The sequence below is a fragment of the Rhodanobacter sp. PCA2 genome, from assembly GCF_013620825.1.
Lineage (GTDB): Bacteria > Pseudomonadota > Gammaproteobacteria > Xanthomonadales > Rhodanobacteraceae > Rhodanobacter_A.
Genome location: NZ_NJIC01000040.1, coordinates 156,837 through 180,168 on the forward strand (window position 1 = coordinate 156,837; position 23,332 = coordinate 180,168).

Below are 23,332 nucleotides of genomic sequence, written 5' to 3' on the forward strand. Positions count from 1 at the left end.
TCAGGCTGAGCATCAAGCCACGCGCTCGATAAGTTTGCTTCCGTCCGTCGACTAGCGGCCCAGGACACTCCGCCTCTCTAACCAGGTCGGCGTGCCCGCGTGGTAACGCCGGTACCCTTACCCTTTTTACGCATCGGGTCTTCTAGGAAATCGGCCCAATCCTGCATCATGGACCTCCGCTCTTCCATGTACTCGGCGTGGTTGTAGCTGGCGCGGACCTTGTTACGTTCGGAGTGTGCCAACTGACGCTCAATCACATCCGATCGATAGCCCATCTCATTGAGGAGTGTGGAGGCCGTCGCGCGAAATCCGTGCGCCGAGAAGCCGATACTGCCCTTTCCGTTGAACCCCATGCGCTCAAGCGCGCGATTCAAGGTGGTCGCGGTCATGCATTCCTTCGGATTTCTATAGTTCGGAAATAGAAGCCCACGGCCGCCCGTATAGGTTTGCAGCTCTCGCAGTAACACCACGGCCTGTTCGGATAGCGGCACTATGTGCGGCTCTCGCATCTTCATACGCTCTGCCGGTATCCGCCATTCAGCGTCCTGCAGGTTGAATTCGGACCATTCGCCCTTTCGAAGCTCGACAGTGCGAACGAACGTCAGCAGCATCAACCGCAGTGCGATTACTGTCGTGCGATAGCCGCCGTACTTGTCCACTGCTTCCAGGAAGTTGACGATCTCGGAGCGAGAAAGCGGCTTGTGGTGCTCAACCTTGGGGCGATGAATAGCTCCCTTCAACGCAGCAGCAGGATCGCCGTCAGCGCGCAGCGTTGCGACCGCATATCTAAAGATGGCCGAAGACCATTGGCGAACCAACAAGGCGACCGTCTCGGCTCCGCGTCCCTCGATGCGACGAACTATTTCCAGCAAATGTGCTGATGTCACGCTACGGATCGGTAGCTTCCCGACGTAAGGAAACACGTCGGACTCCATGAACCGCGTCACTTGTCGCGAGTAGTACGCGGTCCACCTCGGAGACTTTTTCGAGATCCACTCCTTCGCGACAGCCTCGAAGGTGTTCGCACTTGCCGCCTGATTCGAAAGGCGTTCGGCCTGCCGATTGTGAGAAGGATGGACTCCCTGTCTCACCAACGCCCGCGCCTTGCCGTGCTCAGCACGCGCTTCTGCGAGGGCGATGCTGGGGTACTCACCAATGGCGAACAGGTTCTCCTTGCCCGCGATTCGATAGCGGTAGCGCCACAGCTTCGCCCCCGTAGGACGCACTTCAAGATAGAGACCGCCGCCATCAGCCAGCTTCGCCGGTTTTGGGCCGGGCTTCGTGTTGCGGATCTTCGCGTCTGTGAGTGGCATGGTGCGGGTATCGGGTCTTCGGTACCCGCAAAGGTACCCGCACTTTCTCTGGCTTACAACGGACTCCCGTGGACACCAAGAGACTTCAAAACTAGTCCTGTAGCCACATTGGAAGCAAACCGCGGACTGCCGTGGATCCCCATGGACGCCGATGCTAGTTGTCGATCATCAGCAGCATGGCGGACCCGCAGGCAGGGCAGCACGAACGCTGCCGGGATTGCCGCAGTATAGCCGCCCAAACGAAGTACGTTGGCTGCGCGGAGGCGGCGTGACGGCAAGTACCCCGACACCTCAAACCGAAACCGGCAAGCGCAACTACAGCCCCTCGGCCGCCTGCGCCACCGCGCGGAACAGCGCGCGGCCCTTGTTCATCGTCTCCTCCCACTCGGCGGCGGGGTCGGAGTCGTAGACGATGCCGGCGCCGGCCTGCACGTGCAGGCGGCCGTCCTGGATCACCGCGGTGCGAATGGCGATGGCGGTGTCCGCGTCGCCCCACCAGCCGATCCAGCCGATCGCGCCGGCGTAGATGTTGCGCTTGTACGGCTCCAGCTCCTGGATGATCTCCAGCGCGCGGATCTTCGGCGCGCCGCTGAGCGTACCGGCCGGGAAGGTGGCCTTGAGCACGTCCATGTAGCTGAGCCCCGGCTTCGCTGTGCCCTGCACCTGCGAGACGATGTGCATCACGTGCGAGTAGCGCTCGATCGCGAAGGATTCGCTCACCTCCACCGTGCCGGTCTCGCTGATGCGGCCGATGTCGTTGCGGCCGAGGTCGATCAGCATCACGTGCTCGGCGCGTTCCTTCGGATCGGCCAGCAACTCGGCCTCCAGCGCCCGGTCCTCTTCCTCGGTGGCGCCGCGCTTGCGCGTGCCGGCCAGCGGACGCACCAGCACCTTGCCGTCCTTGAGCCGCGCCAGGATTTCCGGCGAGGAGCCGACGATCTGCGTGCCGCCGAGATCGACGAAGTACATGTAGGGCGACGGGTTCAGCGCACGCAGTGCGCGGTACACGTCCACCGGCCGCGCGTTGAAGCGCACGCTGAGCCGCTGCGAAGGCACCACCTGGAAGATGTCGCCGGCGCGGATGTATTCCTTCGCCTTCTCCACCATCGCCTCGAACTCGGGGCGGGTGAAGGAGGACTTGAAGTCGCCCTCGTCCAGCGCGACCGACTGCGTGAGCTGCGGATACGCCGCGCCGCCCTGGCGCAGGCGGTGCACCAGCGCGTCCAGCCGGCGCTGCGCGCGCGCGTACGCCTGGGGCTGCGACGGGTCGGCGTGCACGATCAGGTACAGGCGGCCCTTGAGGTTGTCGAACACCGCGACTTCCTCGGCCAGCATCAGCAGCACGTCGGGCGTGCCCAGCTCGTCGGCGCGGTCCCAGCGCGCCAGTCGCGGTTCGATGTAGCCGATGGTCTCGAAACCGAAGTAGCCGACCAGGCCACCGCTGAACGCCGGCAGCTGCGGCAGGCGCGGCACGTCGTACTGCTGGCGCAACTTCTCGATCTCGCCCAGCGGATCGTCGAGATGGCGGCGCTCGACCACTTCGCCAGAATCCTCCACCTCCAGCTCGTGCCCGCGCAGCCGGTACACGCGCTTCGCCGGCAGGCCGATGATGGAGTAACGCCCCCAGGTGGCGCCGCCCTCGACCGACTCGAACAGGAAGGTGTACGGGCCGTCGGCCAGCTTCAGGTACACCGACAGCGGGGTGTCGAGGTCGGAGAACACCTCGCGCACCAGCGGGATGCGGGTGTGGCCCTGCGCAGCCAGCGCAGCGAAGTCGTCGCGGGAAATCACGTATGGGTGTCCGGATGGCCAAACTGGAGAGGCCATTGTAGAGGCAGCAGCAGCGAGAACCGGAAATCGGTATCCGCAGTTTGCCTATGTACTCGGCCACGCCGCCACACCGCATGTACGGCATCGTACCGTAGCAGTTCGCCGGAAATCTTCAGCCCGGCATACCTCCGCGCTACCCCTGACACCCAGGTTCAGGGTAGCGGAACCAGCAATCGCCGTACCCATTCGGTTACCGCTACGAGGACCGAAGCGCTTCGCCAAATCTTGCCTGTCTCGCGGATTCTGCTACCTTCGTAAATTCCTGCATCACCTCATTCGCATGTTTCGCGCGGGGTGAAAGATCATGGGGACATAGGAGATCAAGACATGTGGAGCATGCTCTACCGACCTTTCCTGGTCGGTGCGTTGACGGTGGCGCTGGTTCACAACCCGGCCAGCGCATCCGAAGCCATTTCTGTCGAAAATCTGGCGCGCCTGCCGGCGCTGCAATCGGTATCCATGAGCCCGGATGGCAAGCATCTCGTTGCTCTCATCCCTTCACCCAAGAACCCCGACGAAACGGCCTTGGCCCTGTGGGATACGAATGCCTTGTCTTCCGGGCCCAAGGTGATCACGCCTTCCGGCGACTACATGAAGTTCATCGCCGCTTCGGCTCTGAAAGCAGGCAAGGTTCTTGCTGTCGGCCGCCAGGAATTCACCGGCGAACTCGCCGGTTGCGGCGAAGGCAATACCCTGGGGGCAACCCGGACCTTCATGACCAAGGTCTATCTGACAGAAGACGACCTGAAGAACTTCGACGAGGCCTTCGCCAGCAACACCCGCAAACTGGGCATCAGCAAGCAGACCCAAACCTGCTTCGAGCGGCTTGGTACGGCCTCGCTGGTCGATATGCTGCCTCTGGATCCAGACAAGGTGATCATTCGACAGTTGGACGAACTCAGCTTCGCGTCCGACTACTTCCTCTACAACCTGAAGACCAAGGACACGGAACTGCTGTTCCACGGTGGTGCACGCGCCACACCTGCCCTTTTCGACTCGCGCACGGGCAAGGTGCTGGCCAAGGAGGAAATCGTCCCGACTGGCGACGACTACGAACAACGGGTGCTGCTGTTGAACGACAAGACCGGGCAATTTGAACCGCAGGCTCCGTTGACTACCAAGCTTTCCGCCCGCTACTCGGTACACGTTGCCGGCATCGACGATGCCACCGGCAAGTATTACGTACTGACGGACCAGTTCGCAGACAAGGTCGAAGCACGCCTGTACGACCCGGCACAGCACCGTTATGACCCGGAACCCGCTGTCACCGACAAAAACTACTCGATTGGCGCGTTACTGTTCAGCACCAAGCGCAGCAATTTCAACCAAGTGGTGGGTTTCATCGTCGATGGTCCTAGCCGCGAGGCGGTCTATGTCGATCCGGCGCTCAAGTCCATCCAGGATGCCATCAAACACGCCTTTCCCGGCCGACATGTAAGTCTGACAAGCTATACCGACGACTTGTCCAAGGTCTTGTTCGTCACCGAGAACGCCAGCACGCCGCCGGCTTACCACCTGCTGCTGGACAAGAAGCAGATGGTGAATCTGGGCAGCGCCCTCCCTGAGATCGACAAGAATCTCGCCATCACCGAAAGCTGGATAACCTACAAGGCGCGCGACGGGCTCGAGATTCCTGCGATCCTGGATCTACCGATCGGTTGGAAGCAGGGGGATGCGCCGGCACCGGCGATTGTCCTCCCCCATGGCGGCCCTTGGGCACGCGACTACACGGGCTGGGATAGTGCGGGCTGGGTACCGCTGCTCATCTCACGCGGCTACGCGGTGCTTCGCCCTCAGTACCGGGGCTCTGCAGGGCTTGGGCGCAACTTGTGGCTTGCCGGCGACAAGGAGTGGGGCCTGAAAATGTCCGACGACAACGACGACGGTGCCGCCTGGTTGGTCGCACAAGGCATCGCGGCCAAGGATCGCATCGCTATCTTCGGCTACTCCTACGGCGGTTTCGCGGCGATCGCTGCCGACGTCCGTTCGCCTTCTCCGTTCAAATGCGCGATCGCCGGCGCCCCGGTGGCCAACCTGGGGCGGCTGGGCACATCCTGGAGTGACAACCGCCTGCAGCGCATCTTGCAGGGGCGGACGGTAAAAGGCATGGACCCCATGCAAAACACTGCAAAGGCCCATCTGCCCATCATGCTGTTCGGCGGTGATCGCGACGTGCGCGTGCCGCCGTTCCATCCGCGCGACTACTACAACGCCGTGAAGGATCGAGTCCCCGCGCAGTACCACGTGATTGCGGACATGCCGCACAGCATGCCGTGGTACCCCCGCCAGCAACGGGAAACGCTAACGCTGATCGCAAACTATCTCGACAAGGATTGCGGTATTGCCAAGCACTGACTCCCAGCAAGCCCAGGGGACTTGGTCAAAGTCCTCTGGGCACGAAGGGGAGGGCGTGGACTGCATCCGAACCTCTGCAGGGCACTCCCGTGATCGACGACCTCTGCTACGACCACGGCAATGTCATGCGGCGCCCTTGGCATCTACTGCGATACCCCGCAAATCCCCGAGATCGTCTTGCCCGCCCAGCCTTTCTGGCGGTGCGTGTGTACGCCATAGGGAGTAGTCAGCCCCCTTGATGATGCCTGCCACCGACAGCTCGGTACGTACCTGGCGCAGCAGCGCATACAAGGCTACCCACTCGACACATCCGACCGAATGCGTGGGTCTGCGTTTCCGGCAACTGCGTTACTCATCAAGCCGCTTCCGGCTGATATCACCTGCACGCGGCTTGCCCCTGAGAGCAGCTTCCTCATTTTGAGGAGGTTCTGAACGAGCCCGAAGTGGTCCTCACTCAACGGGGCGTCGAACCGGGATGCAGCTCAGCGTGTTTCATCCGCTGCCGAAAGCTTGACCGTCTGCAGTTAACAATATCTTACGAATTCGATCACGCCGATTGCGCAAGTTATCACGCACGGTTACATTTGCTTAACCGCAACATAATGCGGTTGCAGCATTTCTTTGAGCTTTGCACTCATAGGGGAGTGAATCCAGCATGTCCAAGTTTGCCCATAAGGGGATCAGGCACCTACCTCTTGCCATGGCCGTTGTTGCCGCCCTGCAGGTCACGCCTGCTCTCGCCCAGGACCAATCGTCCAATGTCGCGCCCACCGGCCAAACCACTCAAGCCGCCGAGGCAGACAAATCGACGGACAAGAGTGCCGAGAAGGCCAAGAGCCTGGAAGCAGTCACCGTTACCGGCTCCCTGCTGAAGCGGCCAGAATATGAAACTACCTCACCGGTACAGGTCATCGAGGTAAAAAACAGCATCGCCGCAGGTCAGTTCGACACCGCCGACTTCCTGCAGACATCCTCCGCGGCCGCGGCCACTACCCAGATCAATGGCCAGTTTGGCGGTTACGTGATCGAAGGAGGCACGGGCGTGCAGACCGTCGACCTGCGCGGCTTGGGCGCCAACCGCACTTTGGTCCTCCTAGACGGCCAACGGCCTGGCCCGGCCGGAACGCGCGGCCAAGTCGGCGCCTTTGACCTCAACGTGATACCGCAGGTAGTGCTCTCGCGTATCGAGATCGTGAAGGACGGCTCTTCCTCCATCTACGGCTCCGATGCAGTTTCCGGCGTGGTCAATCTGATCACCAAAAAGAACATCGATCGACCCCAGATCAACTTTGCCACCAGCATCACCGAGCACGGTGGTGGCAACCAATATTCACTTTCCTTTGGCGATGGTTGGAACCTCAACAAGGGAAGCGTGATCGTCGCCGCCCAGGTCGACCGACTGGAACCTCTGAAGGTGGGTGACCGCGACTTCCTGGCCTGCCCTCAGGATCGCGTGTGGGGCAAAAACGGCGAACGTATCGACAGTGCGGATCGCTCAATTCTGGAAGGTACCAGCCTTGCCGGATGCAACAATTTGTACGCCAACACCATCATGTCGTACAGCAACCCCAACATTCGCTATGTGCCGTCGAAAGATGGCAGCACCATCGGGCCGTTCCCGGGCTATCACCCCCGCCCCTACCCGTCCAAGAACTACGCCAATTCGCCCCAAGCATACTATGAGGACGTCAACAACTTTTCGTTCAACAACAGCAGCTACGCCATCAACAAGCGTGACCGTGCCAGCTTGTACGCTGCCAGCAATTTCAGCTTTGGCAGCGTGAACTGGAAAAACCAGTTCCTGTACAACCAACGCGAAACCAAGACTCATGGCTATCGCCAGTTTTTCCCGTACGTGTTCAATCCAGGCGACGGCAAAATCTATCGCCCGGTGATGCCGTATCTCAGCGACAGCAAGCAAACGGTCCGCTACCTGTATGGCAACACCAGCCTGGAAGGCCTGTTTGCCTCCACCGACAGTTGGTCGTGGCAGATCAATGCGGGCTACAGCCGCTCAAGCGGCGATTACCGCAGCAACGTGATTGTGCTGGACAAGACAGGCGACCTGCTCTATGTGGACACGCCGCCACCGGACTCGGTCAGCTATTTTGACCCAAGCATCCTCAGCGGCCAGAAAATGGGAGACCTGATCAATGCCGTAGGTGCCAACACCAAGGGCAACACGGTTTACACCCAGGCCACCGTCTCGGCCGTAGCCACCGGCAACCTGTTCACGTTGCCGGCAGGCGATGTCGCCGCCGCGTTCGGCGCGGAATACCGCCACTACGCGATCAACGACCAACCCGACGAACTCTCCAAGAGTGGCGGCTTGTGGGGTCAAAGCTCGGCCAATGTCACCAAGGGCACGGATAACGTCAAGGAGATCTTTAGCGAGATCGATGTGCCGCTGCTGAAAGGCATCACCGGTATCGAGTCCCTCACAGCCAATGTCTCAGGTCGCTTGTTCGAATATGGCTCGGTCAAGGGCAGGGACAACGTGTGGAAGGCCGGTCTGAACTGGCAGATCACCCCCACCTTCCGCATGCGCAGCACCCTGGGCACATCCTTCCGTGCTCCGGGTCTGTACGAACTGTATCTGGGCGATCAGACAGGCTTCAACGACCAAGCTTCGGTGGATCCTTGCTACAACTGGGGCGATAGCACCAACGATCGCATTCGCAAGAACTGCGCCGCAGCCGGCATCCCGGACAATTACGTTGCCCCCGGTGGTGCGTCAGCCACGATCCACTCCGGTGGCGGCAAGGGCTATCTGAAGCCTGAGACGTCGCGCGCCAAGACCCTGGGTTTCGTCTGGACGCCCACCTTTGCCAACCTCAATGTCGCAGTCGATTACTTCGACTACTTGGTCAAGGGCGAAATCACCGACCTGAGCGCAGCCGACATCCTTGCCGGATGCTACGCGTCGACGGTATACCCGAACAGGTTCTGCGACATGTTCACGCGCAACCCCGGCAATGCGCCCGCCAACGCGTTCAACATCGTCGACGTGTATAGCGTCTACACGAACATCAACCGGCAGCGTACCCGCGGCTACGACCTCCAAGTGAACTACGACAAGGACCTGTCCATCGGCAAGTTGTCCGCCGACCTGCAGGTGACCTACACGCTTGAGGATACCTATCAGCTGTTCGACTCCGCTGAAGCCAGCGGCTTTAGCACGTCGAATCAAGTGGGCTACATCGGTCGTCCCAGGACGGTAGGTATCGCGAACCTGGGCTTCAAGCGTGGCGACTGGACCTACAACTGGCAAGGTCAGTACGTCAGCACCACCAAGAACCGCGATCTGAACCCCGTCTACACCTATCTTGGCTACGCGGGGGCGGTGCGAGACATCAAGGCAGGTTGGCAGCTCCGCCACAGCGTCTCTGCCACTTGGGAGCGCGGCAGTTGGAGTTTGATGTTCGGTATTCGCAACCTGTTCGACAAGGCACCGGATTTGATCTCGTCCAGTGCAGGCACCAGGGTTGGCAATACCCCACTGTATGCCTCGCAGTACGACTGGTATGGCCGCACATTCTTCGGTCGCATGAACTACAAGTTCTGACGACAAGAGAGATTGCGAAACCCGAAGGGGCGACACCACGTCGCCCCTTTTCTTTTTTGGCTTTCATCAATCGCGGCAAGCCTCATCCCAAGAACTGTGCTTTCGGGAGCAAAGGACAACTCAGAGCCGTTGCCGCGGCATGCCGTGCAGGCTCAGGCTGAACGCCACGCCGCTGCCGTCGTCCAGGTTGCGCGCGCTGGCGATGCCGCCATGGCGCTCGGCCACCAGCCGCACCACGTACAGGCCCAGGCCCAGGTGTGGCGCATCGCCGGGCGTGGCCTTGTCGCGCAGGCTCACCAGCGAGTCGAACAGCCGGCCCTGCATCGCCGCGGGCAGCGGTGGCCCCTGGTTGGCCAGCTCGATCTCGGCGTCGCCGTCGACGGCGCGCAGGCTGAGCCGCAGCCAGCCGTCGTGTGGCGTGAACGAAAGCGCGTTGTCGAACAGCTTGTCCAGCGCCTGCGCGATCGGTTCGGGCGCGCAGTGCAGGTGCAGCGGCGTGTCGGGCAGCACGCAATCCAGCCGCCGCGCACCGGCCAGCGGGCGATAGGCCTCGGCGCAACCGCGCACCACTTCGCGCAGGTCCACGTCCTCCGGTTCGGCGGCGGCGATGGCGCGCTCCATGCGGCTGGCCTCGCTCATCGCGCGCACCAGCGCGCCCAGCCGCGCCACGCCGTCGCGGGCACGGTCCAGGTAGGGCTGGGCGTCCGGCGACAGCTCGGCGTGTTCGAGGTTGTCCAGCGAGGACTTCACGATCGCCAGCGGCGTGTTCAGCTCGTGCGAGAGCTTGGACGCCAGCGTGCGCAGGTAGTCGGTGTAACCGCCCACCGCCTCGAACAGGCGCTCGAAGCTGCGCGCGAGGTCGCCGATCTCGTCCGGCGCGTCGGTCATCGGGAAGCGGCCGCGCTCGAACAGGCCGTCCAGACGTCCGTCCGACAGCTGCGCGCGCTCGGCCGCGTTGCGCAGACGGCCGAGACGCAGGCTCAGGCGCGTGGCGAACAGCAGCAGGATCGCGCCGGCCACCAGCAGCACGCCGAAACTGGTGAGCAGCAGGCCGAGCAGGGCGCGGTTGGCCAGCAACGGCACCGCACGGCTGGCCTGCTCCAGCAGCAACACACCGGCCGCCTTGCCCTCGCGCTCGATCGGCACCGCGGCCGAGAGCACCACGCTGCCGCGCTCCTCGCCGCTGCGCCACACGCTCACCGGCTGGCCGCCACGGGCGCGCAATACCTCGGGCGTGTCGAGCCGCGGCACGTCCTGCGCCCACAGGTTCGCATCCTCCAGCCGCGTGGCCAGCAGCGAACGGTAGACCAGCGAAGCGAACCAGCCGGGCTGGCCGTGCGTGCCAGGCGCGCTGTCCAGCCTGCCGCTGCGGGCCAGCAGCCAGCCTTGCGGGGACAGCACGCGCGCCTGCACGCGGTCCGGCGCGAGGCTGGCCAGCTCGGCGGAAAGCGCGGGTGAATAGTCCAGCAACGGCCGCGTTTCCGCCTCCATGCGGTCGCCCCCAGCCTCGGCGACGTAGGCGCCAATCCCCAGCGTCTGCAGCTGCAGGCTGGGCGACAGGCGCAGCTCGACGCGAAAACCGCTGCCGTCCTCCTGCCATTGCGCGGGCAATTCCGCGGGCAGGCCGGCCACCGGCGGCCCCAGCGCCTTGGCGACTACCGCGCCGGGTGCGTCGCTTTCCAGCAGGTAGCGCTGCTGGCCGGCCGCGTTGCCGAGCACGAGGTTGAGGTGGTCGGCCGCCAGCGCGTTGACGCCATCCATCCCGTCGGCGCGCGTGCGCCGGGTATCGCGCACCTCGGCATACAGGTACAGCCCGTTTGCGTCGCCAGCGAGCAGCAGCTTGCCGCGCGCGCCGAACGGCTGGCTCCACGGCGTCAGCGGCGCCCAGTCGTCGCCATAGCCGTCCACGGTGATCGGATTGATGGCCCGCTCGACGTACCAGGCCGCATCGCCCTGCGGCAACGCGGCGTGCGTCACCACCAGGCTGCGTGCGACCGCGCGCGCCGAGGCGATCAGCGCCTGCGCCTGCCCTTCGCGCAGCAGCGCCTCCATCTGCCGCACGTACAGCCAGCCGGCCACCGGCAGCGCCAGCGTGCACAGCGCGACCAGCAGCAGCTTGTGGCGCAGGGTCATCGCGTCGTCAGGGTTTCTTGGGGACGGGCGGCGCGACGTAGTGCAGGTAGCGCGCGCCCGTTGCCACCTGCATGAAGGCATCGAGCAACGGACGCCGCGTGGCGTCGGCGTCGGCGAAACTCATCGACCAGCTCAGGCGGATGCCGCTCGCTTCGCCCGGATCGCAGAAGACCACGGCATCGTCGATGCGGTCGCCGCCTTCGTACACGATGCCACGGCACGGCATGTGCGGATTGCGGATCGCGATGTCGGTGGCTTTCGCGGCCGCGTCGCGTTCGAGGTAGCGCTTGCGGTCCGCGGCCACTTCGTCGTCCAGCGTGGCGAGCTTGCGCGGCCACACGTTGAGCACCATCACGCGCTCCGGCTTGCCGGTCCATTCGCCCTGGTACAGCACGGCATCGACGCCGATGGCCTTCGCGTACATGCAGCAGTCGCGCGTCCAGCCCACCGGGCTCGCCACCGCGACCGCCCAGGCCGGCGCGCTGCCGTCGCGCACGCCGTGGGCCAGCACGTCGTCGTTCCTGGCGGCAGCCAGCGCGATCGCCGCGCAGGACAGCAGCAGGAGCAACGCCGGCAGCGCCCGCGCCGCCGCGCCCAGCCTCACGGCTTCCACCGGTAACCCACGCCGTGCACCGTCTCGATGGCGTCGAATTCCGGCGCCACCGCGATGAACTTCTTGCGGATGCGCTTGATGTGCGAGGTGATGGTGGCGTCGTCCACCACCAGTTCCGCCTCGCGCATCAGCTGGTCGCGGTTCTTCACGTGGCCAGGGAAGCGGATCAGCGTGTGCACCATCCAGAACTCGGTCACGGTGAGCGGCACCTCGGCCCCGTTCCAGGTGATGCGCATGCGCTCGGATTCCATCTTCAGCGGGCCGTGCTCGATCACCGTCTCGCTGGCCGCCGGCGCCTTCAGCGACTCGATGCGGCGGAACAGCGCGGCGATGCGCGCGGCGAGCTGGTGCAGGCTGGTGTCCTTGCTGAGGTAATCGTCGGCGCCCAGGCGCAGGCCGGAGATCACGTCGAAATCCGAATCGCGCGCGGTGAGGAAGATGATCGGCAGCGTGGCCGACTTTGCGCGCAGCTCGCGGCACAGGTCGAAGCCGCCTTCCGGCTCGTCGCCGAGGCCGATGTCGATGATCACCAGCTCGGGCAGCTTGATCGCGAACGCGTTCGACGCCTCCTGCCGCGAGCCGTAGCCCCGGGTGTCGTAGCCGAAGCGGTTGAGCGCCTCGACGTAGTTGGCGCGGATCAACGGTTCGTCTTCGACGATGGCAATGCTGCGGCCCATGGGCGGCTCCCTGTAGCGATGGGGCGCAGCGTGCTATGCGCGCGCCATCGGCGCAAGCCGCGCGCCGCCGTTGCCCGCGTTTTGCCACAAACCAGCGGCATGTGGCCCGCACACTGCCGCCCGCGTGGCCGCGGCGGGAGGTGAGATGCACCCAACGCCCGAGGAATCTCCCCATGACCCGCAACGATGCTGCCGAACGCGACCCCAATGCCGAACTGCGCGGCTTCGAGCCGCTGCGCGTGACGCTGGCGCTGGGCGCGCTGCTGCTGGGCCTGCTGCTGGGCCTGCACTGAACCGGCGCCCCGTCACATCCAATCAGCCGTGGAAGGCAGCGGGCGGCCGGCGTGCAGGGAAGCGCCCCGGCCGCGGGGCCCGACGCATCCGCGGTACTAGGCTGAACAAGGCGGTCGCGACTGCCGGCACCCTCCACCCATCCTCCAGCATGGTGGTTCCTTCATCCCCTCCGCGCGAGGGGATTTTTTTGCAGGCTCAATCGCCCCTGCGACGACGCCTCCGCAACTTTGGGGGAACCATTCCTTCGCAGCCCGGTCAGAATTCGTGACTGGCGCCTCGCCATTGCCGTGGATGGCGCCGATACGGTCGTCGACCTCCCTCCGTGACGGTCGCATCCGCGCCAAGGCGCCAGTCGATGGTGTCTCCTCGCACGTCATGCAATGACGTTTGCCCCGGCGTGACCGTCATCATGCCGGGGCTTTTTGCGAGACCACCCGGCGCTCAAGGTCGCGTGGAGTCCGGTTCTGCCGATTGGCCCTGACGGGCCGCGTCCGGCGATTGTTTCGACGGATCGCGATCGTCGGCCCGCACCGGTTGCGGCGCACCTACCGTCACGTGCCCGGTCCAACCTTCGAAGTACGCGTCGCCGAACCGATTCAACAGTGCGACGGCTGCAGAGGCGCTTGGACAAACGGGTACCTGACCCGTATACCCCCCGGTAAGACCCGCAATGCAGACCTGACTGGGATAAGGCTCTTGTCGCGTGAGTTCATGCATCTCGCGGTCGAAACGCCGCTGGGCCCGGCGCGCCGCGATGGCGTCCGCGTAGGTGGGAAGCAAGGCGGCATATCGTGCCTGGGCCTGCTGCCGTTCCAGCGGCGTGGCCTTGCCGTAGGCGGATGCCAGCACCGCGGCGTAGGTGGCGTCGCCACGCTCGGCTGCCAATCCCAGCCACGCCAGCCCCAGCGGGCGATTGGGGGCGACCTGTTCACCGTTGAAGTACATGAGGCCGAGCGCGTACTGGGCCTTCTTGTTGCCCCATCCCGCCGCCAGCTTGAGCATCTCGAGCGTGCCTGCCACGTTGTTTCGTTGCCGCTCGCGCACGGCCAGACAGAAATTCACCTCGCCCGGCAAGAAGCGGTAGAGGCTGTCGTTGCACTCGACGGGGGCTTCCGTGGAGGCATGAACCGGTGCAGCCACGGGGAGGGGCTCGGCCGACAACGGAACAGCGGCGGCAAGCCCTCCCACCGCAAACCACATGCGGGCCTTGCGCCAAAACAACCGATCGGTCGCGGTCATCGTTGCCTCCTTGGCATCCTCGCAGAATCTTACGACCACGCGCCACCTTGCGGTAGCCGGCTGTCTGGAGACGGGAGCCAGCCCCGCTGGTCAGCCTATCGCCGCGCGCATCGCCGCGATCTCGGCGCGGTAGTCCTTGGCGTGGAAGATCGCGGAACCGGCCACGAAGGTGTCGGCACCCGCGGCGGCGATCGCGGCGATGTTTTCGGCGGTGACGCCGCCGTCCACTTCCAGCCGCACCGGCAGGCCGCGCTCGTCGATCATGCGGCGCACCCGGCGCAGTTTCTCCAGCGCCATGGGAATGAACTTCTGGCCGCCGAAGCCGGGGTTCACCGACATGATCAGCACCAGGTCCAGCTTGTCCAGCACGTAGTCGAGGCAGTCCAGCGACGTGGCGGGGTTGAACACCAGCCCGGCCTGGCAGCCGGAATCCCTGATCAGGCCGATGGTGCGGTCCACGTGCTCGCTGGCCTCGGGATGGAAGCTGATCAGCGTGGCGCCGGCCTTGGCGAAGTCGGGCACGATGCGGTCCACCGGCTTCACCATCAGGTGCACGTCGATCGGCGCGGCGATGCCGTACTTGCGCAGTGCGGACAGCACCATCGGGCCCATCGTGAGGTTGGGCACGTAATGGTTGTCCATCACGTCGAAATGCACCCAGTCGGCGCCGGCTGCCAGTGCCGCGGCGGTGTCCTCGCCCAGCCGCGCGAAGTCGGCGGCAAGGATGGAGGGGGCGATGACGGCGCTCTGCTTGCTCATGGGATTCGGCTCCGGATTTGGGTGGGATTATGCAGTGCGACGCTTTTCGACGGAACGAAACCCGGCTTCGATCTGCTGCACGCCAGCGGCAGGCAGCGTCGCCGAACCCCCGCGCCCGGATCGCGCCGACTACTTGAAGCCGCGCTCCGCCTTGATCCGCTCGTAGGCCGCGTTGATCTCGCTGGCGCGGGCCTCGGCCTGCTTGCGCATCGCCTCGGGCAGGTCGCCCAGGCGATCGGGGTGGTGTTCGGAAATCAGCTTGCGGTAGGCGCGTTTCACCGCGCGGTCGTCCGCGTTGCGCGCGATGCCCAGCACCACGTAGGGATCGGGACCGCTGGTATTGCGCTGCGGCGGCACGTAGCCGCCACCGCCGTAGCCCGGGCCGCCTCGGCCGCGCGCGTGGCCCGCGTTCCACGCATAGCCCTTCATCGCCATCAGCGCCATCAGCTCCATGTCGCTGACGCGCAGCGCATAGGCGAGCTGGCGCAGTATCGCCATCTTCTCCGGCGGCGGATTGCCCTCGGCGAGCACGGTGTCGATCACCACGTCCAGCACCGGGAACGCGTGGTCGCGGCGCAGGCCGGCCCAGCGGCGCAACTGCTCGATGGTCGGCGCCACGTCGAATTCCGGCTGCTTGCCGGCGTTGAAGCTGGCAATCGCCTGCTGGCGCAGCGCGGCGTCCAGGCCCATGCGCCCCATCATGCGTTCGGCGACCGCGATCTCCGCCTCGGAAACGCGGCCATCGGACTTCGCCACCGCACCCAGCAGCGCGAACAGCGGCCCGACGAAGCCGCCCACTTCCGGCGTGGCCTGCCGGCGCTGGCTGTGGCGCAGGTTGTCGAACACGAAACCGATGATGGCGCCGGTGACCGCGCCCGGCAGGTGGCCGATCAGCAGGCCGAAGAAGCCGAACCACAACGTGTAGGTGAAACTCATGGCGCGGGCGCCTGCGCCGCAGCCTGCGCGCTGTACCAGCGCGCCAGCGCATCCAGCTCGGCCGCGCTGAGCGGGCCGACGGCGGTGCGCATCACCGGCACGTCGCGGCGGCCGTCGCGGTAGTCCTTCAAGGCCTGGCGCAGGTAATCCAGCCGCTGGCCGGCGAGGTTCGGCGCGCCGGGCATCACCGCCATGCCGGTTTCGCCATGGCAGGCAGCGCACAGGCCCAGCCGGGCCGGCTTGGCCGCGACGGCGGCAGGCGTCTGCGCCAGGCCCGGCAGGGCGACGGAGAGGCAGATGGCTGCGGCGAGCAGAATGCGCATCTTCAACTAGCTGGGGTCGAAAGCGGCCGATTCTAGCAGCCGCAGGCGACACCGCCCGCCCTTCCCGGAACGCGGCGGCGCCAGTAGCTACAATGGACGCCTCCCTCCCCGCCACGGAACCGCTGTCGTGCCCACCACCTTGCCGCAATCGAACCTGCCCGGCCTGGAGCTGATCCACCGCGGCAAGGTGCGCGATGTCTACGCACTGGACGAACATCGCCTGCTGATGGTGGCTACCGACCGCCTTTCCGCGTTCGACGTGGTGCTGCCCAACCCGATTCCCGGCAAGGGCGAGATGCTCACCCAGATCTCCAACTTCTGGTTCGGCAAGACCGCGCACCTGGTGCCGAACCACCTGCTCGACGTGCCGCTGGCCGAAGTGCTGCCGCCCGGCACCGACCTCGCGCTTTACGCGAAGCGCGCCGTGGTGACGCGGCGGTTGAAGCCGGTGCCGGTGGAATGCATCGCGCGCGGCTACCTGATCGGTTCGGGCTGGAAGGACTACCAGAAGACCGGCGCCGTGTGCGGCATCGCGCTGCCCGCGGGCCTGCAGCAGGCGCAGCAGCTGCCCGAGCCGATCTTCACCCCTTCGACCAAGGCCGCCGTGGGCGACCACGACGAGAACGTCAGCTTCGACGCCGTGGTGGACGCGGTAGGCCGCGAGCTGGCCGAAAAGGTGCGCGACGCCACCCTGGCGATCTACCGCTGGGCCGCCGCCTACGCCGCCGAACGCGGCATCATCCTCGCCGACACCAAGTTCGAGTTCGGCACCGATCCCGACGGCAAGCTCTACGTGATGGATGAGATGCTCACGCCCGACTCCACCCGCTACTGGCCGGCCGACAGCTACCGGGTCGGCATCAGCCCGCCCAGCTACGACAAGCAGTTCGTGCGCGACTGGCTGGAAGCCCAGGGCTGGAACAAGACCCCGCCCGGCCCGGAAATTCCGGACGAGGTGATCGCGCGCACCGCCGCCAAGTACGCCGAGGCGCTGGAGCGCCTGGCCGGCATCCGGCTGGACTGAGCCCATGAGCGCCTGGGCGTCGCTGCTGCTGGCCATCCTCGCCGAAGTGATCGGCACCTCGGCGCTGAAGTCCAGCGCGGGCTTCAGCCGGCTGTGGCCCAGCATGGTGGTGGTCGCCGGCTACGGCACCGCGTTCTACTTCCTCAGCCTCGCGCTGCGGCAGATTCCCGTGGGCATCGCCTACGCGGTATGGTCGGGCGCCGGCACGGTGCTGATCACGCTAATCGGCGTGCTGGCGTTCCGGCAGAAGATCGATGCGGCCGGCGTGCTGGGCATCGCGCTGATCGTCGCCGGCGTGCTGGTGCTGAACCTCTGGTCCAGGAGCGGAGCGCACTGATGGCCACCCGGGACGCAAACCCGCGCAGCATGCAGGATTGGCTGGACAGCTACAGCAGCGACCACCGCAACCCGGTGAACGAGGTCTTCCACTGGTGCTGCGTGCCGCCCATCGTGTGGTCGGTGATCGCGCTGCTGTGGACCGTGCCGGTGCCGCAGACGTGGCTGCGCGCCGGCGCCTGGGCGGTCGCGGTGATGGTGCTGGCGTTCTACTGGTACTGGAAACGCTCGCGCCCGCTCGCGCTGGCGCTGCTGCTCGCGTTCGCCCTGCTGGGCCTGCTCACCAATTTCCTGTACTGGCAACTCGGCCCGGCCCAGCTGCGCTGGCTCGCAGTCGGCGTGTTCGTGGTGGCGTGGATCGGCCAGTTCATCGGCCACAAGTTCGAGGGCCGCAAGCCCAGTTTCCTCACCGACCTCGCCTACCTGCTGATCGGCCCGGCCTGGCTGATGGCCAAGCTGCTGCGCCGGCTGGGCGTCAAGCACCCGGTATGAATTCGCTGCTCACCCTCGTCAGCACCCTCGTGTGGTGGGTGCTCTACGGCAGCATCGGCGCGCTGTTCTGCGCGTTGATCGCCTGGTCCGTGCTGCGCTGGACCGAACGCTGCAACGTGGTGTTCAACCGCGTCTACCTCGCCTGCCTGCTGTGGACCCTGCTCGGCATGCTGCTCGTGGCCGGCGTGGCCGCCTACGAAGGCCACCTGCACCCGCCGTTCCGCCCGCTGCTCACCTCCGGCCTGCTGCGCTGGGCGCTGGTGATGGACATGGTGGCCGGCGTGGCGCTGGTGTGGCGTTTGACGCCGCGGGTGGATGCGCACCGCGTGAGGGTTGGGAGTGCGTGCCTGGCGGTGGCCGCGGTGATGGCGGTGGGGTTTGGGGTGGCGACTAGTCTGGTGTGAGGCTGCCCATGCACCAACGCTCCACATGCCGGAAGCCAACAGCCGGTGCAATTGGCCGGCGAAACGGGATTGCGTAACCGGCACTTCCATATCCGCATGGCTTGCTAGGCGTACTCGATACCTACCGCATCGTATCTTGCGAAAACATTCTCGCCGTCCCAATCAGGGGGCATTATCGATCGCAACCCGCTGGCGTTGAGGCGGGCATGCTCTTCTTCGGTGACGAGCATGACCGTGAAATAGCGCCTCAGAAGAGCCTCGACCGATTCGTTCGTAAGTGGATCAAGCTCCATGAGCCAGTTGACGATTGCCATTTGTGGCACCGCATGTTCGACAATGCATTCGCTCAAAGGCCTTCCCTGTGCACCCCTTGATCGGGGGATCTTTGGCTTCATGGCTTGGCCATGAAGCCCCATCGTCTTGTGTTGCCAATGCTGGTGAAGGGCCGTCTTGAGATTTCTGCAACACTCGTTCCGCGTGAAGCCAAATGCTTCGGCCTCGCGTGCTTGCCTCACGGTGAACACCAAGAAATCTGCTGGGCTCTTCATTGATGTTCCAGTGACCTGAGGTGATACCGACACGCCGTACCTTGCACCAGGCATGCCGGAGCCGTCCACCATCGCGATTACAGCCAGTGAAAGTCGCTGGAGAGCCCGAAGGCTGGGAAAACTGGGATTGTTCGCCCCATCCATGGGGCTCACCCCTCCGCGTTGCGCGCTGCGGGGCCAGCGCTGACGCGCTGTCCAATTTTGTTCCTGACAAAATTGTCGACTGCGGAGGCAGGATGCTGGAGCGAACATCGGCGCAGCCGATGGCCCGCAGGGCGAGGCGCAGGAAGCGCCGAGTAACGGAGGGCTCGTTGCTCAGAGGACTAGGATTGTTCGCCCCATCCATGGGGCTCACCCCTCCGCGCTGCGCGCTACGGGGCCAGCGCTGGCGCGCTGTCCAATTTTGCTCCCGGCAAAATTGTCGAACGGAAGGTTCGAGTCCGGAAAGTCTCCCAGCCATACGCAAAAAGCCCGCCTTGCGGGCGGGCTTTTTGCGTATGGCTGGGAGACTAGGATTCGAACCTAGATAAACAGAGTCAGAGTCTGTTGTCCTACCATTAGACGATCTCCCAATACCCTGGCGTGGCGGCGCGCTCTGACCTGGAGCGCCGCACGTCGAAGCGCGGTTAGCGCTTCGAGAACTGGGTGGCGCGGCGGGCCTTGTGGAGGCCGACCTTCTTGCGCTCGACCTCGCGGGCGTCGCGGGTCACGAAGCCGGCCTTGCGCAGCGGCGACTTCAGGGTTTCGTCGTACTCGACCAGCGCGCGGGCGATGCCGAGGCGGATCGCGCCGGCCTGGCCGGTGATGCCGCCGCCTTCGACGGTGACCTTGATGTCGAACTTGTCGGTGTTCTGGGTCAGTTCGAGCGGCTGGCGCACGATCATGCGCGAGGTCTCGCGACCGAAGAACTGCTCAAGGGTCTTGCCGTTGACTTCGATCGCGCCGGTGCCCTTGCGGAGGAACACGCGGGCGGCGGAGGTCTTGCGGCGGCCGGTACCGTAATTCTGCTGAATCGCCATGATGGTTCCTTAAACTTCCAGCGCCTGCGGCTGCTGCGCGGCGTGCGGGTGCTCGGCGCCGCCGTACACCTTGAGCTTGCGATACATCTCGCGGCCCAGAGCGTTCTTCGGCAGCATGCCCTTGACGGCGATCTCGATCACGCGCTCCGGGTGGGTGGCCAGCATGTCCTTCAGACTGGTGGTCTTGAGGTTGCCGACGTAGCCGGTGAAGCGGTGGTACATCTTGTCGTCCAGCTTGGCGCCGGTGACCGCCACCTTCTGCGCGTTGACCACGACGATGTAGTCGCCGGTGTCGACGTGCGGGGTGAACTCCGGCTTGTGCTTGCCGCGCAGGCGACGCGCGATTTCGGTCGACAGGCGACCGAGCGTCTTGTCCGTGGCGTCGACCACGAACCAGTCGCGCTTGACGCTTTCTGCCTTGGCGCTGAAAGTTTTCATTTCGAGATACCCGTCTGCCGCCAGCAAGGGCGGTTGCACAATAATCGGTGAAGCAAAGGCGCGAGATGATAGCGGAGCCGTCATCGCCTGCGCAAGTCCACCAGCAGGTGGGCTTTGAGCCGGCGATGATAGCATGACCCACCGGGCGCATGTACACCCCCTATCTACGGGAACCGCCGCCCGACCCGCCCAGCCCGTTGGCGCCACTACCGGAGAACCCATGAACGCTCGCACCCTCAGCCCGCTGGACCGCCTGCTGGCCGGCATCGAACGGGCGCTGGAAACGGTGGCCGGCGCGCCGGGGGCGAACCGGCCGTCGCCCGCATGCGGCGTGGCCCACGCGGAACTGGACGAGGCTGAACGCCGCCACGCCGCCGGGCTGATGCGCATCAACCATACCGGCGAGGTGTGCGCGCAGGCGCTGTACGACGGCCAGGCCGCGCTGGCCCGCAACGAGGCGAACCGCGAGCACCTGCTGCACGCCGCCGCCGAGGAAACCGACCACCTGGCCTGGTGCGGCGAGCGCCTGCAGGAACTGGACAGCCGCCCCAGCCTGCTCAACCCGCTGTGGTACGCCGGCAGCTACGCGATCGGCGCGCTGGCGGCGCTGGCCGGGGATGCGGTGAGCCTGGGTTTCGTGGTGGAAACCGAGCGCCAGGTGGAGGCGCATCTGGCCGAACACCTGGAACGCCTGCCCGCGCAGGACGAGCGCTCGCGCTCCGTACTGGCGCAGATGCAGGCGGACGAGGTGCGCCACGCGGACAATGCGCGGGCCCGCGGCGGCATCGACCTGCCGTTCCCGCTCCCGCAGCTGATGCACGCCAGCTCGATGGTGATGAAGACGGTGGCGTACCGCTGGTGAGCTGAGCTCACCAGCGGCGGGATTCGGGATGACGGGATTGGGGATTCGGGAAAGCGGCGGCGCCGCGAACTCGGGGCTTTTGCGAATCCCGAATCCCCAATCCCCAATCCCGGCTCCCAGCTACATCAGGTTGCGGCCGTGGAACAGCTCCTCGATCTCCCGGCGCAGCAGCGACTCGATGCGCTGGCGTTCCTTGAACGAGAGGTCGTCGGCGTGGGCGTCGAACAGGTAGGTGTCGAGGTCGAAGTCCTTCACGTGCATCTTCGTGTGGAAGATGTTTTCCTGGTACACGTTGACGTCGAACATCTCGTACTTCTGGCGGATGTGGCGCGCCAGGTAGTCCTGCACCGAGTTGATCTTGTGGTCGATGAAGTGCTTCTTGCCCTTCACGTCGCGGGTGAAGCCGCGCACGCGGTAGTCGCACACCACGATGTCCGACTCGAAGCTGTCGATCAGGTAGTTCAGGGCCTTCAGCGGCGAGATCACGCCGCAGGTGGCCACGTCGATGTCGGCGCGGAACGTGGCGATGCCGTTGTGCGGGTGCGTTTCGGGGTAGGTGTGGACGGTGATGTGGCTCTTGTCCATGTGCGCCACCACGGCGCCCGCGATGGCGTCGCGGCCCAGCTTCTCCACCACCGGCTCCTCGGAGATCAGGATGGTGACCGAGGCGCCCTGCGGGTCGTAGTCCTGGCGGGCCACGTTCAGGATGTTCGCGCCGATGATCTCGGCCACGTCGGTGAGGATCTGGGTGAGGCGGTCGGCGTCGTACTGCTCATCGATGTACTCGATGTAGCGCTGGCGCTGTTCCTCGGACACCGCGTAGCAGATGTCGTAGATGTTGAAGCTCAGCGCCTTGGTGAGGTTGTTGAAACCCTGCAGGCGCAGACGCGGAAGCGGCTTGACCACGACGACTCTCCATGACCGGATACGATCAGCAGACGAGGCGGGTTAGCACCAAGGGTCCCCGCTGGAATTCGGGACGCGGGGACCCTTGTCTCCCGCAACCCGGCGAACAGCCCGCGACCGGAGGCCGCGAACGCAAGACTGCGAAGTATGGGGCAAAAATGTGAAAAACAGAACCTCCACCGGCTCGCCCGGTTTGCCATAATGAGGCGATCGGGGGTGAGCTGGGGAAAGCGGACCGCCGCACGCCGCGACGCTCCCCGTACAATCCGTCCCCGTAGCGACGAGCTTGCCGGACGATGCGCAGCTTCCATCGTTTGCATGTCTCGCGCGTGACTCCCTGCCGGCAACGGCGCGTACCAGACCAACCGGCCGCTGCAGCCGTCAAGCCAGGAAGGGCGCTGCCGGGCCACCCCAAGGGGAACCAGATACCGTGGCGCTACTCAAATACCAGCTGCAACAGGCTTTCGAACGCTCCCAGGCCCCACTCGCCTTCGCGCCCGACCCGGCCTCGATGGAACGCTTCCTCGCGCTCTGCCACCGCCGCCGCTACCCCAGCAAGACCGCGATCATCCGCCCCGGCGACCCCGCCAACACGCTGTACTACGTCATCGAGGGCTCGCTGGCGGTGTGCACCGAGGACGAGCAGGGCCGCGAACTGATCCTGGCCTACATCAACCGCGGCCAGTTCATCGGCGAGATGGGCCTGTTCGTGGAACAGTCGCAGCGCGAGTCGGTGGTGCGCACGCGCACCGTGTGCGAAATGGCCGAGATCAGCTACGAGCGCCTGTTCCAGCTGATGCGGGGCCCGCTGCAGGAGGAGTGCCCGAAGATCCTGTTCGCGATCGGCGCCCAGCTCACCCAGCGCCTGCTGCGCACCTCGCGCCAGGTCAGCCGCATGGCGTTCATGGACGTCACCAACCGCATCTCGCGCACCTTGCTGGACCTGTGCGAGGAGCCGGACGCGATGACCCATCCCGAAGGCACCCAGATCCGCATCTCGCGCCAGGAAGTGAGCCGCATCGTGGGCTGTTCGCGCGAGATGGTTGGCCGCGTGCTCAAGCAGCTCGAGGAGCAGGGCATGATAGGCGTGTCCGGCAAGACCATCGTGGTGCGCGGCACCCGCTAGGGAAGCCCCGATCGATCGACTGCCTGTTCGTCATTCCTGCGCAGGCAGGAGGCGCTTCACGACAGCGAAGCCGGTCATCCAGCGCTTGTGTGTTGAACGGCTTGCAGGCACTGGATGACTCGCTGCGCTCGCCCCTTCGG

At 65.1% G+C, this 23,332-nt stretch carries 21 protein-coding genes and 1 tRNA gene; 8 read left to right on the forward strand and 14 right to left on the reverse strand.

What is annotated here, in order from left to right; translation table 11 throughout:
• Window positions 1-77 precede the first annotated feature (77 nt).
• The gene (locus PCA_RS13370; RefSeq protein ID WP_181303105.1) at window positions 78-1,313 is read right to left on the reverse strand and encodes an integrase arm-type DNA-binding domain-containing protein; all 1,236 of its coding nucleotides are present in this window, start codon (window positions 1,311-1,313) and stop codon (window positions 78-80) included.
• A 315-nt stretch (window positions 1,314-1,628) separates the two neighbouring features.
• A complete protein-coding gene (trpE, locus tag PCA_RS13375; protein WP_181303106.1) occupies window positions 1,629-3,104 on the reverse strand; it encodes an anthranilate synthase component I in 1,476 nt (491 codons plus the stop codon).
• Window positions 3,105-3,470: 366 nt separating this feature from the next.
• Between trpE and PCA_RS13380 the strand changes: the two genes are divergently transcribed.
• Window positions 3,471-5,498 carry an alpha/beta fold hydrolase gene (locus PCA_RS13380; protein WP_255436854.1) on the forward strand — a complete coding sequence of 676 codons (2,028 nt, stop codon included), beginning with the start codon at window positions 3,471-3,473 and terminating at the stop codon, window positions 5,496-5,498.
• Between the two features lie 655 nt (window positions 5,499-6,153).
• Window positions 6,154-9,063 (forward strand): TonB-dependent receptor, encoded by a 2,910-nt coding sequence (locus tag PCA_RS13385; protein ID WP_181303107.1) that lies wholly within the window; start codon window positions 6,154-6,156, stop codon window positions 9,061-9,063.
• A gap of 120 nt (window positions 9,064-9,183) precedes the next feature.
• Here the strand turns inward: PCA_RS13385 and PCA_RS13390 are convergent, their stop codons facing one another.
• The 7 genes from PCA_RS13390 to PCA_RS13420 form a co-directional block, all read right to left on the reverse strand.
• Entirely contained in the window at window positions 9,184-11,196 is a 2,013-nt protein-coding gene (locus tag PCA_RS13390; protein ID WP_181303108.1) for an ATP-binding protein, read from the reverse strand.
• 7 nt (window positions 11,197-11,203) lie between these two features.
• A complete protein-coding gene (locus PCA_RS13395) occupies window positions 11,204-11,800 on the reverse strand; it encodes a hypothetical protein (RefSeq protein ID WP_343204455.1) in 597 nt (198 codons plus the stop codon).
• On the reverse strand, window positions 11,797-12,486 hold the full coding sequence (gene pdsR, locus PCA_RS13400) for a proteobacterial dedicated sortase system response regulator (protein WP_181303109.1): 690 nt from the start codon (window positions 12,484-12,486) through the stop codon (window positions 11,797-11,799). Before pdsR ends, PCA_RS13395 begins: the two co-directional genes overlap by 4 nt.
• A 735-nt stretch (window positions 12,487-13,221) precedes the next feature.
• Window positions 13,222-14,019, reverse strand: a complete 798-nt coding sequence (locus tag PCA_RS13405; RefSeq protein ID WP_181303110.1) for an SEL1-like repeat protein — start codon at window positions 14,017-14,019, stop codon at window positions 13,222-13,224.
• A gap of 90 nt (window positions 14,020-14,109) precedes the next feature.
• The gene (rpe, locus tag PCA_RS13410) at window positions 14,110-14,778 is read right to left on the reverse strand and encodes a ribulose-phosphate 3-epimerase (RefSeq protein ID WP_181303111.1); all 669 of its coding nucleotides are present in this window, start codon (window positions 14,776-14,778) and stop codon (window positions 14,110-14,112) included.
• A 129-nt stretch (window positions 14,779-14,907) separates the two neighbouring features.
• Window positions 14,908-15,714: a co-chaperone DjlA gene (gene djlA / locus PCA_RS13415; RefSeq protein WP_181303112.1), complete on the reverse strand. Its 807-nt coding sequence runs from the start codon at window positions 15,712-15,714 to the stop codon at window positions 14,908-14,910.
• Window positions 15,711-16,037 (reverse strand): c-type cytochrome, encoded by a 327-nt coding sequence (locus PCA_RS13420; RefSeq protein WP_181303113.1) that lies wholly within the window; start codon window positions 16,035-16,037, stop codon window positions 15,711-15,713. The genes djlA and PCA_RS13420 overlap by 4 nt, the downstream gene beginning before the upstream one ends.
• 127 nt (window positions 16,038-16,164) lie before the next feature.
• Here PCA_RS13420 and PCA_RS13425 point away from each other — a divergent pair, with 127 nt between their 5' ends.
• From PCA_RS13425 to PCA_RS13440, 4 genes are read left to right on the forward strand one after another with little or no spacing between them, the layout of a single operon-like run.
• Entirely contained in the window at window positions 16,165-17,061 is an 897-nt protein-coding gene (locus PCA_RS13425) for a phosphoribosylaminoimidazolesuccinocarboxamide synthase (RefSeq protein ID WP_181303114.1), read from the forward strand.
• A gap of 4 nt (window positions 17,062-17,065) precedes the next feature.
• Window positions 17,066-17,398: a multidrug efflux SMR transporter gene (locus PCA_RS13430; RefSeq protein WP_181303115.1), complete on the forward strand. Its 333-nt coding sequence runs from the start codon at window positions 17,066-17,068 to the stop codon at window positions 17,396-17,398.
• A complete protein-coding gene (locus tag PCA_RS13435; RefSeq protein WP_255436855.1) occupies window positions 17,398-17,889 on the forward strand; it encodes an Mpo1-like protein in 492 nt (163 codons plus the stop codon). Before PCA_RS13430 ends, PCA_RS13435 begins: the two co-directional genes overlap by 1 nt.
• On the forward strand, window positions 17,886-18,293 hold the full coding sequence (locus tag PCA_RS13440; RefSeq protein WP_181303116.1) for a hypothetical protein: 408 nt from the start codon (window positions 17,886-17,888) through the stop codon (window positions 18,291-18,293). The genes PCA_RS13435 and PCA_RS13440 overlap by 4 nt, the downstream gene beginning before the upstream one ends.
• 104 nt (window positions 18,294-18,397) lie before the next feature.
• On the opposite strand, the gene PCA_RS13445 is transcribed toward PCA_RS13440, so the two are convergent.
• The 4 genes from PCA_RS13445 to rplM form a co-directional block, all read right to left on the reverse strand.
• Window positions 18,398-18,985, reverse strand: a complete 588-nt coding sequence (locus PCA_RS13445; protein WP_181303117.1) for a hypothetical protein — start codon at window positions 18,983-18,985, stop codon at window positions 18,398-18,400.
• 354 nt (window positions 18,986-19,339) lie between these two features.
• A tRNA-Gln gene (locus PCA_RS13450) sits at window positions 19,340-19,413 on the reverse strand.
• Between the two features lie 54 nt (window positions 19,414-19,467).
• Entirely contained in the window at window positions 19,468-19,860 is a 393-nt protein-coding gene (rpsI, locus tag PCA_RS13455; RefSeq protein ID WP_181303118.1) for a 30S ribosomal protein S9, read from the reverse strand.
• Window positions 19,861-19,869: 9 nt separating this feature from the next.
• Window positions 19,870-20,298, reverse strand: a complete 429-nt coding sequence (gene rplM, locus PCA_RS13460; protein WP_181303119.1) for a 50S ribosomal protein L13 — start codon at window positions 20,296-20,298, stop codon at window positions 19,870-19,872.
• A gap of 220 nt (window positions 20,299-20,518) precedes the next feature.
• Between rplM and coq7 the strand changes: the two genes are divergently transcribed.
• On the forward strand, window positions 20,519-21,160 hold the full coding sequence (gene coq7, locus PCA_RS13465; RefSeq protein WP_181303120.1) for a 2-polyprenyl-3-methyl-6-methoxy-1,4-benzoquinone monooxygenase: 642 nt from the start codon (window positions 20,519-20,521) through the stop codon (window positions 21,158-21,160).
• A gap of 120 nt (window positions 21,161-21,280) precedes the next feature.
• On the opposite strand, the gene speD is transcribed toward coq7, so the two are convergent.
• Window positions 21,281-22,066: an adenosylmethionine decarboxylase gene (speD, locus tag PCA_RS13470; RefSeq protein ID WP_181303121.1), complete on the reverse strand. Its 786-nt coding sequence runs from the start codon at window positions 22,064-22,066 to the stop codon at window positions 21,281-21,283.
• A 430-nt stretch (window positions 22,067-22,496) separates the two neighbouring features.
• Between speD and crp the strand changes: the two genes are divergently transcribed.
• Window positions 22,497-23,192 (forward strand): cAMP-activated global transcriptional regulator CRP, encoded by a 696-nt coding sequence (crp, locus tag PCA_RS13475; RefSeq protein ID WP_181303122.1) that lies wholly within the window; start codon window positions 22,497-22,499, stop codon window positions 23,190-23,192.
• Window positions 23,193-23,332 lie beyond the last annotated feature (140 nt).

What these genes read in the sequence shown, in the direction of transcription:
- PCA_RS13420 (WP_181303113.1), bottom strand. Translation starts at nt 16,037, where the DNA reads ATGCGCATTCTGCTCGCCGCAGCCATCTGCCTCTCCGTCGCCCTGCCG.
- rplM (WP_181303119.1), bottom strand. Translation starts at nt 20,298, where the DNA reads ATGAAAACTTTCAGCGCCAAGGCAGAAAGCGTCAAGCGCGACTGGTTC.
- PCA_RS13390 (WP_181303108.1), bottom strand. Translation starts at nt 11,196, where the DNA reads ATGACCCTGCGCCACAAGCTGCTGCTGGTCGCGCTGTGCACGCTGGCG.
- PCA_RS13385 (WP_181303107.1), top strand. Translation starts at nt 6,154, where the DNA reads ATGTCCAAGTTTGCCCATAAGGGGATCAGGCACCTACCTCTTGCCATG.
- rpsI (WP_181303118.1), bottom strand. Translation starts at nt 19,860, where the DNA reads ATGGCGATTCAGCAGAATTACGGTACCGGCCGCCGCAAGACCTCCGCC.
- PCA_RS13370 (WP_181303105.1), bottom strand. Translation starts at nt 1,313, where the DNA reads ATGCCACTCACAGACGCGAAGATCCGCAACACGAAGCCCGGCCCAAAA.
- PCA_RS13430 (WP_181303115.1), top strand. Translation starts at nt 17,066, where the DNA reads ATGAGCGCCTGGGCGTCGCTGCTGCTGGCCATCCTCGCCGAAGTGATC.
- PCA_RS13440 (WP_181303116.1), top strand. Translation starts at nt 17,886, where the DNA reads ATGAATTCGCTGCTCACCCTCGTCAGCACCCTCGTGTGGTGGGTGCTC.
- PCA_RS13380 (WP_255436854.1), top strand. Translation starts at nt 3,471, where the DNA reads ATGTGGAGCATGCTCTACCGACCTTTCCTGGTCGGTGCGTTGACGGTG.
- PCA_RS13445 (WP_181303117.1), bottom strand. Translation starts at nt 18,985, where the DNA reads ATGGATGGGGCGAACAATCCCAGTTTTCCCAGCCTTCGGGCTCTCCAG.
- coq7 (WP_181303120.1), top strand. Translation starts at nt 20,519, where the DNA reads ATGAACGCTCGCACCCTCAGCCCGCTGGACCGCCTGCTGGCCGGCATC.
- rpe (WP_181303111.1), bottom strand. Translation starts at nt 14,778, where the DNA reads ATGAGCAAGCAGAGCGCCGTCATCGCCCCCTCCATCCTTGCCGCCGAC.
- PCA_RS13435 (WP_255436855.1), top strand. Translation starts at nt 17,398, where the DNA reads ATGGCCACCCGGGACGCAAACCCGCGCAGCATGCAGGATTGGCTGGAC.
- djlA (WP_181303112.1), bottom strand. Translation starts at nt 15,714, where the DNA reads ATGAGTTTCACCTACACGTTGTGGTTCGGCTTCTTCGGCCTGCTGATC.
- pdsR (WP_181303109.1), bottom strand. Translation starts at nt 12,486, where the DNA reads ATGGGCCGCAGCATTGCCATCGTCGAAGACGAACCGTTGATCCGCGCC.
- PCA_RS13405 (WP_181303110.1), bottom strand. Translation starts at nt 14,019, where the DNA reads ATGACCGCGACCGATCGGTTGTTTTGGCGCAAGGCCCGCATGTGGTTT.